Annotated in this window: 13 protein-coding genes; all 13 read right to left on the bottom strand. The window is 36.0% G+C overall.

Going from position 1 to position 14,682, the window contains the following annotated elements:
- Window positions 1-22 precede the first annotated feature (22 nt).
- The 13 genes from BN2390_RS06730 to BN2390_RS06790 all read right to left on the bottom strand — a co-directional run bounded on the left by BN2390_RS06730 (window position 23) and on the right by BN2390_RS06790 (window position 14,645).
- Window positions 23-1,342: an extracellular solute-binding protein gene (locus BN2390_RS06730; RefSeq protein ID WP_053983591.1), complete on the bottom strand. Its 1,320-nt coding sequence runs from the start codon at window positions 1,340-1,342 to the stop codon at window positions 23-25.
- 174 nt (window positions 1,343-1,516) lie between these two features.
- The gene (locus BN2390_RS06735; RefSeq protein ID WP_053983592.1) at window positions 1,517-2,923 is read right to left on the bottom strand and encodes a four-carbon acid sugar kinase family protein; all 1,407 of its coding nucleotides are present in this window, start codon (window positions 2,921-2,923) and stop codon (window positions 1,517-1,519) included.
- Between the two features lie 60 nt (window positions 2,924-2,983).
- Window positions 2,984-4,273, bottom strand: a complete 1,290-nt coding sequence (locus BN2390_RS06740) for a TRAP transporter large permease (RefSeq protein ID WP_053983593.1) — start codon at window positions 4,271-4,273, stop codon at window positions 2,984-2,986.
- A 3-nt stretch (window positions 4,274-4,276) separates the two neighbouring features.
- Window positions 4,277-4,885 (bottom strand): TRAP transporter small permease, encoded by a 609-nt coding sequence (locus BN2390_RS06745; protein ID WP_053983594.1) that lies wholly within the window; start codon window positions 4,883-4,885, stop codon window positions 4,277-4,279.
- 22 nt (window positions 4,886-4,907) lie between these two features.
- Window positions 4,908-5,927 (bottom strand): TRAP transporter substrate-binding protein, encoded by a 1,020-nt coding sequence (locus tag BN2390_RS06750; RefSeq protein ID WP_053983595.1) that lies wholly within the window; start codon window positions 5,925-5,927, stop codon window positions 4,908-4,910.
- 32 nt (window positions 5,928-5,959) lie between these two features.
- The gene (locus tag BN2390_RS06755; RefSeq protein ID WP_053983596.1) at window positions 5,960-6,754 is read right to left on the bottom strand and encodes an HpcH/HpaI aldolase family protein; all 795 of its coding nucleotides are present in this window, start codon (window positions 6,752-6,754) and stop codon (window positions 5,960-5,962) included.
- Between the two features lie 14 nt (window positions 6,755-6,768).
- Window positions 6,769-7,845, bottom strand: coding sequence for an Ldh family oxidoreductase (locus tag BN2390_RS06760; RefSeq protein WP_053983597.1), 1,077 nt, complete (start codon window positions 7,843-7,845; stop codon window positions 6,769-6,771).
- A gap of 26 nt (window positions 7,846-7,871) precedes the next feature.
- Window positions 7,872-8,879: a LacI family DNA-binding transcriptional regulator gene (locus BN2390_RS06765; RefSeq protein ID WP_053983598.1), complete on the bottom strand. Its 1,008-nt coding sequence runs from the start codon at window positions 8,877-8,879 to the stop codon at window positions 7,872-7,874.
- Window positions 8,880-8,896: 17 nt separating this feature from the next.
- On the bottom strand, window positions 8,897-10,333 hold the full coding sequence (locus BN2390_RS06770; RefSeq protein ID WP_053983599.1) for a hypothetical protein: 1,437 nt from the start codon (window positions 10,331-10,333) through the stop codon (window positions 8,897-8,899).
- A gap of 1 nt (window position 10,334) precedes the next feature.
- Window positions 10,335-11,462, bottom strand: coding sequence for a cysteine desulfurase family protein (locus BN2390_RS06775; RefSeq protein WP_053983600.1), 1,128 nt, complete (start codon window positions 11,460-11,462; stop codon window positions 10,335-10,337).
- Between the two features lie 4 nt (window positions 11,463-11,466).
- Window positions 11,467-12,366, bottom strand: coding sequence for an SMP-30/gluconolactonase/LRE family protein (locus tag BN2390_RS06780; RefSeq protein WP_053983601.1), 900 nt, complete (start codon window positions 12,364-12,366; stop codon window positions 11,467-11,469).
- 8 nt (window positions 12,367-12,374) lie between these two features.
- Window positions 12,375-13,808 (bottom strand): L-fucose/L-arabinose isomerase family protein, encoded by a 1,434-nt coding sequence (locus BN2390_RS06785; protein ID WP_242847652.1) that lies wholly within the window; start codon window positions 13,806-13,808, stop codon window positions 12,375-12,377.
- 12 nt (window positions 13,809-13,820) lie between these two features.
- Window positions 13,821-14,645: an SDR family NAD(P)-dependent oxidoreductase gene (locus BN2390_RS06790; RefSeq protein WP_053983602.1), complete on the bottom strand. Its 825-nt coding sequence runs from the start codon at window positions 14,643-14,645 to the stop codon at window positions 13,821-13,823.
- Window positions 14,646-14,682 lie beyond the last annotated feature (37 nt).

The raw sequence follows: 14,682 nt of genomic DNA on the forward strand, positions 1-14,682 counted from the left end.
AGAAGTACCTTTTATACCTTGTTTATTCACCTAATTGAGTCGCCATACTTTCTACAAATTCTTGTGGTGAAATATTCCCCATATACAATTCTTGTAAGAGTGCAAGGTATTCTCCAGCATCTTCAGCTGCCATCAATGTGTCAAACCATAATGTGAAAGAGGTTGCTTCACTTGCAAACTCTGCAATTTTTTGTGTAATAGGGTTTACGCCACTATCATCATAATCTACTTCCCAAGCAGCTACACCAGCGCCATCTAAATAAGCATATTTAGAAATACTTCTACAAAGTTCAAATACTGCATTACCTGCAATATCAGGATATTTTGTAGACTGAGCTACCATTAAAGTATCTGCTGCCCCACCCATAAAGTCCGTAATTTTAGCATTATTACTATTGATTACTGGAACAGGGGCAACACTAAAGTCTTCTGGATTCTGAGCATCTGTCAAAATAGAACCTCCCATCCAGCTTCCTGTAATGTACATAGGAACTGTACCGTTGTAAAATTGTGCACTTGCTTCATCGTTTGAAACACCTGTCGCACCATTTAGAAAAGCACCCATATTTACTAGCTCTTTAAGCTTTGTTGCTGAAGCCAAGAAATCTGGATCATTATAGCTTACCCCTTGCTTAGTAATTGCTTGTTTTGTCTTTTCAGGACCAGCCGATTTTAGAGTAAGTGCATCATGACACATAGCAAGTACCCATGTATCTTTTACACTTACCCCAAATGGTGTAATACCATCGCTTAAGAAGGTTTGGCAAACTTTAGCAAGTTCATCCCAAGTCGTTGGTGGCGTAAGTCCACGTTCATCAAACATTTTCTTATTATAGAATAATGCAGATACAGGTGTGGTAAAAGTTGAACCGTATAGTTTATCGTTATATGTAGCATTCGTTAGTGCTGCTATAGGAAGTTGAGTTTTGTATTCATCTGTAAAGTAGCTATCTAATTCTAAGACTTTACCTGAAGCGATAAATGGTTCAGAAAATCCTCCCCCCCATGTGAAAAAGATATCTGGAAGTTCATTGGCGGCTACGGCTGATTTGATCTTGGTCTTATAAGATTCATTTTCAAAAGTTTCATGTACAATCTTAACCTCTGGATGGGCTGCCTCATAATCAGCAATTGCTTTTGTATAGGCTGGATTAAAGGCATCACTTTCTGTTGCAATACTCCACATGGTTAAAGTCACTTGGCCATTCCCTTTTTGACTCTCTTGTGTGCTAGAAGGTGTTTCACTAGGTGCAGGCGTGTTACTTTGGCTACATCCTACCATGGTTGCCATCATAGGTACTGTTAATAATAATGGAAGTAATTTGTGTAAAACCTTTTTCATAACATTTCCCCCTTGTTCTCTCTTTTTATAGTTTCATTATAAGAAATAAACCTACTACTTTTGAAGGGATATTTTTTACTTGAAGAGGTAATATTTTTACATTTTTATTCGCCCCAAAAGATAATCCACTACTAAAGAGGCATTTCCCCTTTTGGTAGTGGACTCATCGTTTTATTAGGTATAATCATGAAGCACTTCTACAATTTCTTTTAGTGTATCTTGTTCACCTACATTACCTGGAAAAATAATATAGGCCATTTGAGGAAACTTACTTTCTTCTCCTGTTCGCCATATAGGAATTCCTTTAGCTATTTGCCCGAGTACCCATGCTTTTTGAATATGTAAGCCCTTGGTAGCTACATCACTTGAAGTAATACCTCCTTTGGCAATAATATACTTAGGTCGTACTTGTAATTGCTCCACAATACTTGTCAAAGCATTTGATATATTGGTTGAAGTCTTTAGAATCTCATCTTTATTCGTTGTATACGTTTTAATCAATTGGCGACTTGTATATAAAAGTACATCTCTTCCCGATTGAAGGGCTGCTTCCGTTAATTCCACAATCCTGTGGATTTCTTGTTTGGTCTTTTCTCTATTATAGATCACATTGACATCAAATTCTACCGTTGTAAAAGGTAGACCACAATTTTTAAGTGCCTCTAACTGCTGAGATGTTTTCTTTACATGAGAACCTACTACCACAATCCCACCATTCGTGTTGTTCCCTTCAACAATATCTGCTTTTTTTAATAAAGGTTGGTCTTCTATACCACCTATAACCTTTACAAAAGAGGCAGCTGTTCTAAACATAAAATGTTTGCCCTGTTTGATTGCATCAATAAGTGCAATCACAAAAATTTTAATATCTAATAAACTGGTTGCATTTACAAAGATTTTATTAAAATTATTGACGCCCATTAATTTTCTAGTCAATGCCTGATAATCTAAGTGATGCAATTCTTCTAAGGAAAAACTAACCATTTCACTTTTTTGATAACGCCCTTGTGTTTTTTCTTCACACCATTCCAAAAGGTTAGAAGCACAAAAACCAAAACTTTTATCTTTTGCAAACTCTGTTTCACCTACTGGAATAAGGCTATCCTTAACTTCTACATAATGAATATTGTCAATAGTCTTCCTACCACCTTCTTCAAAAAAAGGAATAATGATTTCTCCATCATAGCGATAAGGCACATGTGCTTCAATACTCTCCTTTAATACTTCTGTTTCTAAAGGATAGTGTCCACGGAGTGTAGAGTCACCACGACTAATGACCAGAAAATCTTTATTTTCTATTTGGGCACACATTGCAAGGTCTGTTCCTATTGTATGATGTATCTTGGTTGTTTCCTCTACAGAAAAACTACGTGAATTGGTCAAAATAAAAGACATACTTGCATCACTTTTAAAACATTCCAGTAAAGTCTCTCTTTGCCAATTTGTAAATACGTTCACACGATTCACTGTCTGTGTACCCGTAGGATCATCATCGAGCACAATGATTTTATGTTTCAATTGCTTTAAGCGTTCTTCTAAAGTTTGATTAATTTGCTTTTCTTGCCAAAGACTAAGAACCATATAGACCTCCTATTATTTTTGAAAAGGAAATGTTAGCTTAGCCAACATCCCCTTTTCTTCTTATAAATTCATTCCAAGTATCCTTGGTAAAATAAGTGAAATCTCTGGTATAAAGGTAACAATCATTAAAACAATAATCATGACCACTATCCAAGGGAAGATTTTCCTCACTAAGTTATCAAAGGTAATATCTCCAACTTGGCATGCCATAAATAAGTTGGCACCTAATGGTGGTGTAATAAAACCTATCGCTAAGTTCATGATCATAATAATCCCAAAGTGAATGGGGTTCACACCTAATACCGTTACAACAGGTAAAAGAATTGGTGTTAAAATAATAATGGCTGCATTGGTTTCCATAAACGTTCCTACCATAAGTAAAAGTAGATTGATAAGGAGTAAAATAAGTATCTTACTATTTGTTATGGATAAAATAACTTCTGCAATTTGTTCAGGAACTTGTGTAATTGTCAAAATCCTTCCAAAACCTGTAGAGATACCAATAATCACCAATACCGTTCCACACATTAAACATGAACGATAAGCAATGCCCATTAAGTCTTTGAACTGTACTTCTTTATAGATAAAGATACTTACAATAATTGCATAAGCACTTGCAATAGCAGCTGCTTCTGTTGGTGTAAAAATACCACCATAGATTCCCCCTAAAATAATAACAGGAATCAATAATCCAGGGATTGCCTCTCCTATAATGTGCATTGCTTCTTTGAAAGTATACTTTGTCTGTTCACCTTTATAACCTTTTTTCTTAGAATAAAATATGGTATAGATAATAAGTACTAGACCAATGAGTAAGCCTGGCAAAATCCCTGCCATAAATAAACTAGATATAGATGCACCAGATGCAACAGCATAGACTACCATACATACACTAGGTGGGATAATAACCCCTACTGTACCAGCTGTAGCAACTAAGGCACTTGAAAATCCTCTATCATAATTGGCCTTTACCATAGTGGGTATCATTACAATACCTATAGCTGCAACGGCAGCAGATCCTGTACCAGATATTGCTCCAAAAAATAAACAAGTAATGATGGTAACAATTCCCAAACCGCCTGTAAATCTTCCTACAAAAATCTTAGTTACATTTAATAAGCGTTTAGAAATACCACCTTGCCCCATAATCTCGCCTGCAAAAGTAAATAAAGGTACCGCCATTAATGGAAAAGAATTTAAGCCTTGCATCATAGACTGGGTAAAAGTTTCCATACTAATAGGTTGCTCCATCAAAATGCAAACTAAAGAACTTAGTCCCAAACTGATTCCTATAGGAATAGACATTAACAAAAACAAAATCAGTGCGCCAAATAATATTCCTGCTGTCATATTCTATTCCCCCAATCCAAGCTTAGATTCAGCTTCAATTTTCATCTTATCAACTTCTTTAAGCTGCTGAGGCATAAAACAAATATGATTATTCTTATAGTATTTGCCATCATAGTTCTCAAACACTACTAAACTATCTTTCCAATGGGTTATTTTCCAACCGATTACTTGTATCCCTCTTATGAGCATTAAGGCAAATCCTATTAAACCAGACAAGTACAGTAAGTTAGAGCTAATAGGTAATGTAACCAGCTTATCTTCAAAACGAGCTGTTTGCAGACAAAGTAGTAGAACTGCTTTAAATGCATAAAAACTAAAAAATAGGAACAATAAATCACATACTACTAAGAGTATTTTTTGAATACTTTCTGGAAACCTTTCTCTTAGAAAACCGATTCTAACATGTCGATTATTTCTTGTAAGATAACCAAAAGTCACAAACGAAAGCCAGACAAACATAATTCTTGCTATTTCCTCTCCCCAACTTAAACCCGTTTTAAATACAAAACGCAGAATAACTTGAATAACAATAAGGAAAAACATGATGCTAAACAAACTCACCATGGCCAGTGGTTCAAAATTGACATCTAACCAGCTTATGCATTTTTTCATATGAACTTCCCCCTATCTTGGCCTAGTTTTGGCGTGCCTTTTCTATTTCTTCAAACACACTATTATAGACCTCTTCACCACACATTTTCACAATTTCATCCTTAATTGCATGATTCATTTTCTCGCCCATTTCTCTTCTCGCATCTTGATCTAACTCATTGATCTCAATACCACTCTCTTCAAGTAACTTGAGTGTATCTTGCTCAATTTCAGAAACAAGTTGCCAGTTATAATCAATGGCTTCTTTGGCGGATTCCATAATGATGTCATACTCTTCTTTGGATAAACTTTCTATAAACTCTGCATTAGCGAACCATAAAAAGTTAGTAAAAATATGCTTAGTTAAAGATAAGTACTTCTGTGCTTCATAGAATTTTTCTAGGTAAAAACTATTAATAGCACATTCTTGGCCATCGATAAGTTTTTGTTGTAGTGATGTGAAAAGTTCATTCCAGCTGACACTAGTAGGCGCTGCACCTACTGCACTCCAAGCAGCAATCTGAAGAGGATTATATCCTCTCATCTTTAATCCTTTTACATCTTTTGCTTCTATAATAGGTCTTTTACTATTGGAAAAATTTCTAAAACCTAATGCCATATAACCTATTCCTTTTAAGTTCATACGTTCTAATGACTCCATCATTTCTATACCTGCTGGACCTTCTAAAACACGTTTGGCATGATCTGCATCATCAAACATATAGAAGCTCTCCCACATAGAAAATTCTGGAATAGAAGAGACTAGATTACTCGTCGTAGTTGCTGACATCTCCACATCTCCACGCCTAACTTGCTCATAAGTATCGATTACACTGCCCATCTGTGCCGCTGGAAAGAGAATCACATCTATTTGGTGATCTGACTTTTCTTCTACTAGCTTTTCAAAATGAATAAAAGCCTTATGGATAGGTGTTTGAATACCATTATCGTGTGCTATACGTATCTGTTTCACATCTTGTTTAATTTGAGTAGAACATCCACAAAAACATAAAAGACATAGTGTACTTATAATACTAAAAAAATATTTTTTGTACCCTCTCATATGCTACCCCTCTCTACCCACTCTTTTACTTACTATCTCTCTTTATACTGCTCATGAAATTGTTGTGCTGTTTGATGTGCAAGCTGAGATAATGCTACACCATCAGCCATGATAACGACATATTGATAGCCTTTTTCATAAAGCACTTTAGCTTTTTCAAAATTACCTGCCACTGTTCCTAAGAATTTATTAGACTTTGAAACCTTCTCTTCAATGATTTTAATAGTGGCTTGCACATCTGGATGAGAAGGGTCACAAAAATGTCCCATTGATGTTGCAAGATCCATAGGACCAATAAAAATACCATCAATCCCTTCAACTTCTAATATAGCGTCTAGATTAGATACTGCTTCTGGCGTCTCCATCGCAACCATCAACATAATCTCTTGATCTGCATAAGGAAAATATTGATTATTTCCTAAACCATAGCCTTGTGCTCTACAACTTCCGGCTACACCTCGAATTCCCTTTGTTGGATAGGTTACAGCTTTAACTGCATCTTCTGCTTCTTGCTTTGTATTCACATAAGGTACAAGTACCCCATGTACGCCAGCATCTAATATTTTTTTGATGGCTACAAAATCATTCCAAGGTGCTCTTACAAAAGCTTCTACACCATATCCTTTCATCGCTTGGAGTTGAGAAATAAGTGTCATGATATCCCCAGGTCCATGTTCCATATCAATCATTAACCAATCAAAACCAGCTCTTGCCATAATTTCTGCTGTAAAAGGACTTGCCACCTGTAACCAAGCGCCTGCAGTCTTTTTACCTTCTTTTAATAAAGCCTTTGTTTTATTAGAAAAGTTTTCGCCTAATGGTAACATCTTATTTCCCCCTTTTAATTGACTGCATCTATTTCTGGCAGTTGACTTTGAATATTGTATTGTTGCTTAAGTGCTATAAGTTCCTCATACGTTGTAATAGGTACAGGAATGCCACCTTCTAGACGTTCTTGTTCTTTGCGGTATTCTATTTCTCCTGGCATAAACATTTCTTTTGTTTCATCCCACATTGGGGTCGCTTTAATACGTTCGTAGTACTCTGTCATACGCTGTTTCATCTCATCTTGCCCAATAATAGCATCAATATTGATAGCAATCATAAAATGTCCTGTCAAACTTGGTTCATCAGGATTAGCATACATACTCTTCATTTGATGAGAGAACACGCCACCTGTAATTACACCACATAAAATATCAATGACTTCTGCAAGCCCAAGTCCCTTATGATCTGCTGCTGGAAGTAAGAAGCCTTTATGTGCTTTTGCTGGGTCATCCGTTGGTCTACCTTCACTATCGGTTCCCCAATCCATTGGAATCTTTTCTTTTTTCTTCATTGCTAAAGTAAACTTACCACCTGCTACCTTAGAGAATGAAATATCTAAACAAAATGGAAAGGCATTATACGTTGGTACTGCTATGGCTAGTGGATTATTACCGACCACTGGCTTACTTGCTCCTGGTGCGACAATAAGAGGAAGTACATTGGTCATTGCAAAACCTATCATGCCTTTTTCAGCAGCCAGCCTTGCATAAAGTGCACCTGCTCCAAAGTGATTACTATTTACAACCCCTACCATCCCTACGTTATATGTCTTCGCAAGTTCAATGGCTCTATCCATAGCTTTTTGTGCTACAATAAAACCTGCTCCACCATCTCCATCCATGACTTCAAGGCCCTTATCTCCTTTTATTGTCTTAATGTTTGGTGATACATTGATTGCGCCATTCAACATACGATTAAAATAAGCCGGTACTCTTAATACACCATGTGAATCAATTCCCCATAAATTAGTTTTAACTAATGCTTGTGCATGAAATCTAGCATCTTCTTGTGGCATACCCGTTGTCTCAAATAATTCTGTAACAAATTGCTCTAAATTTTTTGCTGAAACTGTTACTGTATTTTTTGACATACCTATTCCCCCTAATGTTTTAGACGTTAAGTCGTTGTTCTTTCAACAATTTTACATTGTAAAAGCCTTAAACCGCCTTCTACAGGTAAACCTTGATCAATCCTATAGAAATATTCATAAATCTCATCCACCATTTCTTCTAATGGCTGATGAACAGATGTAATCTTATAACTTTCCCATGTACACATATCAATATCGTCAAATCCTATAATAGCAACATCCTCAGGCACTCTAAGCTTTAGGTCATGCCTAACGGCATCTGTTGCCCCAATTGCAATCATATCATTGCCACAAAAAACTGCATTAGGAGGGATTTCTTTTTCAAAGAGCTTTTTCATTGCCTCTCTTCCATATTCATATAAATAGTCTCCCTCTTCAATATAGCAGTTCTCTATGCCTCTTTCTTGTAAACGATCTAAAAAGCCTTTCTTACGAATGGTACCTGTTGTTGTCGTTCTTCCTCCAATAAAAGCAAATTGAGTATACTTTCGATCTAGAAAATAATTTGCTACCATTCTTCCTGCTTCTGCACTATCACTACATACCGAGCACATCCGTTTATCTGTTGTATATTGATTGAAAAATACCGTAGGTACATTCACCTTTAAATACTCCTCAGCAAAATCTTTAGGTAAAGCTGGCGCTGCAATCACAACGCCATCTACCTGATATTCTAAAACTCGGTTAATAATTTCATTTGCATCTTCCTCGCATCGCATTTGAAAAAATAGCACCTGCTTATTGTTCTCTTGTAACCTTTGTGTCAAATAGGAAAATACACCTGTATAAAATCTATTATTAATATCTGACAACACAACAGCAATAATATTAGATTTTCTAGAAGATAGGCTGCTAGCTATTTTATTAGGTGTATATCCTAATACTTTAGCAGCCTCTATTACTTTAATTCTTGTATCCTCTTTAACCGTCATCTCTCCACTAAATACACGTGATACTGTTGCTTGTGATACGTGCGCAAGCTTTGCAACTTCTTTTGAAGTAATGCGGTTATCTTCACTTTTCTTGCGTGCCATTCATATTCCTCCAACTTTTAAGCTTGTAATACCTCTAAACCACATTCATTAGCTAAAGCTATTACTTGATCTACATAATCTCCATATACAATTGCAAAGTGATGTCCTACATATTTTTGACATTGATGGAAACGCTCTGCATCTGCTACTGTATAGCGTACAGCATGTTTACATTCTGGTGTAAGATAATCATCACATCCGTTGATTGTTCCCTTAGCAACCATAATTTTCTTCATATCTGGGCTTAGATTTACCAAAGTTAATGTTTCTCCTATATCATTAGCAAAATCATAACGCATTGTAGTTCCCCAGTTATTCATCGTAAAGGATACTAATTCAATAGGTAAGCAGGCCTCACCGTATCCCTTCATCTTAGAACAAGCTACATCATGTAGTGTTCTACATTGATTGGTCTTACGATCTAATACCATTGTATTGCCCATATAAGGTGCTTTTTTAGATAGGTTCATTAAAATAGTCATGGATAAGATAGAGCCTACATCTCCTGCACAAGAAGAAGCAATTCCTTCATCTTTGAAAATAGAATGTGCAAGACAGAAAGTAAGCTTACGCTTATTAAGCTCTCTTGTTGCACATACTTCAAAGCATGGCATTGTAAAGGCATTACAATCAAAATGTTCCATCATTTTCTTAATGGTTATATAATACTCTGTGTCATTTTGTACATATTCAACTGGCATATGCACACCTTTTGCAGTACTTACAATTTGCTCTGCTAATGCTTTAGCTTCTTGCTTCTCATCTTCTGTTAATTCATCTAACCATTTAAATACATCTTCAGAGTTAACATGTGCAAAACGAATACCAAATTTATCTGTAATATCACCTAATTGTATGTAAGAACTTTGGCATCCAAAAGTTAATAAAGCACTCTTTAGTGGGAAGAACACTTTTGTTGTTTCTAGGGCTTTCTTTGTACGTAAAATCTCAAAGGTACGATTCACATCATCAAAATCTAAGAAAGCATAGGCTGGATGACCAATAGCAAGAAGATGTGCAGTCATATCAACATGATCACATTTTGATATGGCAGATTTATTAGGTGTATGACCAATAGGTTTCTTTGTACGTTTTGCAAGTTCTACTGCAAAATATGAAGAAATACGAAGACCTCTTACAAGATAAAAATCTGTTTGAGCATCATCTTTGATTGCTTTTTGAATCTCTGATTCTTTAAGTGCAAAGTCTTCATTCCATACTACAATTTCTGGCTCCAATAAATTAACTTGTGTAAGATCTAGCTCTGTTGCTAGCTCCTGTTTAAAAATCTCAAATTCTTTTTGAGCAACTTCCATATCTTTTTCTGTTGTAAGGTCATAGCCTTCTCCATAACGACAAGGTCCCATATAGGCATGAATGTGATACATTGTAAATAAAATTGGTTTTACGTTTAATTTCACATTTAAAGTACTCATTGGATTTAAATTTGACATATTATAACCTACCTTCTCTCTTAATCATTTCTTTTAGAACTTTAATTAAATAATCTATTTCCTCTAAGTTATTATTTTTACTTATGCCAACACGTAAAGTACTCATGACACGCTGCTTATCAAACCCCATCGCTTTTATAACGTGACTTGTAGCGCCTCTACTACATGCTGCACTACCAGATAATAAAATACCTTTCAATTTCAAATAATGAATCATCTCATCTGTCCTTAAAATGGGAATAGAGAAGTTTAAAATATAAGGACTACTACCTTCTGGTGAGTTTATTTCCACTTCAGGAATTGTTTCAAGCTGATCTAGAAGATGTTTCTTTAGACCCGTTACATAATCTAAATGTTTGTGTAGGTTGATTAACCCCCTATTGGCTGCATACCCAAAAGCAACTGCCAAAGCTACATTTTCAGTACCTGGTCGTAAACTACTTTCTTGATAGCCTCCATAAAACAAAGGTTTCAGTTGAATTCCAGGTCTCACATAAAGCGCACCACACCCTTTAGGGCCATAAATCTTGTGTGCACTTACGGAAAGTAAATCCACTGGTATCTCATATAATTTAAAAGGCATCTTACAAAAACCTTGAACATAATCACAATGAATGATTGTATGAGGATTTCGTTTTTTTACACCTTCAGTAATAGCTTTAATAGGTAAAACTTCCCCTGTTTCATTATTAATACCCATTACAGATACCAATAGTGTATTGTCATCTACCGCTGCTATCACATCTTCTACTTGGATTTTACCTAGTCTAGGATCAATGTATACAACCTCATATCCCTCGCTTTGAAGATACTTAAAGACATCTTTTACTGAGGAATGTTCTATAGATGTTGTAATAATCTTTTTGCCTTTTCCTGGATTTCCATAGACAGTACCTATAATAGCAAGATTATTACTTTCTGTGCCACCTGATGTAAAGTAAATGGAAGATGTTGGTGCACTTATAACCTGTGCAATATAAAATCTTGCTTGTGTAAGACGTTCTAATGCTTCTCCTCCCAGTAGATAAGGCGATGAAGGATTTCCATAGCACTCTAACATCATTTCCATTGCTTTTTCAGCTACATCCTGATCTACTTTAGTGGTCGCACTATTATCAAAATAAATCACGTCTTCACCTCACTCCACAAATCTTTCCTTTCAAGCTATAAATACAATCTGCTGCACAAATGAATAAGGTTTTTCCATCTTTTCCACCAAAGGTAAAATTGGCTACTTGACCCTCAAACACAATCCGTCCAAGCTTTGTGCCATTTTGATCAAAAACATGGATACCTCCTTGTGCACAACAATACACATTACCTTCATTATCGATTTTCATTCCATCAGGAAGTCCAAGCCCATCCCCTGTTACTGTAGCCCATAACCGTTTATTTGTAAGTTCTCCCGATGGCATCATATCAAATACCCAAATAGACTTTTCAGGTGAATCATTTACAAAAAGCTTTGTTTCATCTAAATTAAAGCATAGGCCATTAGGCGCTGTAAGGGAATCATCTAGTACTGTCAATGTACCTTTTGCATATTTATATATGCCTTGGAAATCCAGCTGCTTTTTCCGCTCTACCCCAACTTTTGATGGATTCCTCCCAAAATGAGGGTCTGTAAAATAAATTGTTCCATCCTTTTTAACAATGATATCATTGGGGCTATTGAGCTCTTTATCCTTATAATGACTGCAAACGATAGTATAGTCTTTGCCTTCCTTATTTCGGCTCACAATACGACTTGTTGCATGCTCACAAGTTATGAATTGACCTGTTGTTTGGTCATAAGCATTTCCATTGGCCTTAAAACTATAATTGACCCATTCTTTAAGACCATCTTCTTCTGACCATCTGTACATCTTATTACCAGCTATATCACTAAAAATGAATGATGCATCTATAGCATTCCACACAGGACCTTCTGTAAAGATAAGGCCATCTTTACTTGATGCTAGAAGATTATAAGCTTGTTCCTTATCTATAATGTCATGCATCCTTAGATCTTCTACCTCTATACGTAGTCCCATTTTTTCACCTACTCTTCACCTACTACAGTTACAGGTATATTTAAAATTTGGCATACAGCTTTAATTTCTTTTATACAATCCGTTCCAACACCTACAATATGATTAGAGTCAAAAGATTGTACGAAACCATCAAAGTCCATATTGACTTTGATATAAGACATAGGAAGTTGATGTTTTCCTCTAGACTTGGAAAAAGCTTCATGACGTTCTTTTTCTGGTGTGACCATCTCACCTTTAATCACGTACATTTTGTATGCTCCAGCTGTCCTTGTCAGCCTTGCCAAAGTTACAGGACCAGGCGCTGTAACAAATAGTGTAATCGCACCTCCTGCTGGTCTATTGGCTTCTTTAAGCTGAATTTTTGATAAGTTTTCTTTTGCATCGTTGCTTCTAGCTGCAAACCAAGCACTATAAGCACCACAGTTTGGCAAATAAAGTATGCCATCTTCTGGATCTAAATGACTGACATCTGCAAACATAGTTGCCATCCCACCGCTTACCTGTTTTAGAATTTCCATCGTCAATGCTGCATCTGCATCTGCCTCACAAGCAAACGCTATAGGTTCTTTTATCCCTTCACTATCAAATGGACTAGGTAAAAGTGCTGCTGATAAACATTGTGGTGTATAATGATTGGTTAAATCCGGCATACATTTAATGGCTGCAAAGTTAATATGTTTTTCCTCTATAATATCTTTAGTGGCTAAATAGCAACGTACTTGGAATTTAAAAGCATCTGGTGTAAATTTCTCTCCATAAGTTATACCGCCTACATGATCACTTAACCATTTCACCATAGCTTCAACTCTGTCATCTTCTATGTAGTCCGTACGTCTAATAATCTCTAGCTGGTCAATGTGTTCACAGTCTATACCAAATAACTGTTTCCACTGCATTGGATCAAAAGTTCCAGTTTCAATTCCTAAAGACCTTCCACCAAACAATCCAAACACGCTACCTCTTAGATGCTTAACAGTATGAGCTGCTACAGCCGTCGGCATCAATTTATCATTCATAACTTCAATAATCTTAGGATCATCATAATTTTCTTGTATACGTATATGAGGATAACCTATTTGATTTAACGCGCCTCCCGCTCCTAATAAACCAACTGTTGCATGAGAACCTGTTTCACGATTTGCAAATAGTACTGTTGGTAAATCCATTTGTTGTACAGCTACTGTCGCTAAATTTGGCCAAGTCCAACAAGCAATATGCAACACAAAGAGCTCTACTTGTTGCTGCTTGAGTTTAGCAACTTGCTCTTTAATCCCTTCAATGCTACGTGGAAGTTCACTAAAGGTATGTAATTCTACTGGTAATTGTTTTAAAACTTTAATAGCCTTTTCATGACGATCTAAGGCTAAATTTTTAAAGACATTGTTCCATTCATGCTCTCTTGGATCCCCAATTGTAATCATTCCAATAATTGGTTTAGTCATCTCTTCCATCTCCTATGCCTTTATTTGTTGTAATAATTCATAGTCTTGGTCTGTAACAGTTTTATAACCTTTAGTTGGGAAGGCTTGGAATGATCGCCCGCCATCAATATAAATGGTTTGACCAAAAATAAAGTCAGACTCTTCACAAGATAAAAAGACTGCTAACTTACCACATTCATTAGGTGTACCAATTCTTCCAATAGGTGTCCTTGATAAAATCGTATCCATAAGTTGCGTATCGTTCCCTACTCTTCTCATCAATTCTGTTTCAATAGGCCCTGGAGCTAGCGCATTGACTTTAATGCCATAATCATTTAAAGCAATAGCTTGAACTTTCGTAAGTTGTACAATTCCACCCTTACTTACCGTATATACAACTTGAGAATCAAGACCTAAATAAGAGTTTACACTTGCCATATTAACAATAGCGCCACCTTCTCCTTGCTTAATCATTTGACGCGCTGCAAACTGTCCACCAAAAAACATGCCCTTCAAGTTTACATCCATAATTCGGTCATACTGCTCAGATGTAATATCTATGAAATGGGTTTTATTTGCATCATTAATACCAGCATTGGCCATATATATATCTAATCGGCCAAAAGTACTTACGGTTTGATCAATTGTATTTTGTAAAAGTTGTAAATCTGAAACATCTTCATAGATATATTTTACTGCCCCTAGCTTACTCAATTCTTGTTCTGCTCTATGACCTGTTTCTTTTTCACGTCCTGTAATAACAACCTTGGCTCCTTCTTTTAAATACTCCTGCGCAATACCATAACCAATTCCTTTTGTACCGCCAGTCACTATAGCGACTTTATCTTTTAATTTCATTATTTCCCCTCCCTATAACAACTTACGCGAAAAGTTA

The sequence above is a fragment of the Niameybacter massiliensis genome (assembly GCF_001282685.1).
GTDB lineage: Bacteria > Bacillota > Clostridia > Lachnospirales > Cellulosilyticaceae > Holtiella > Holtiella tumoricola.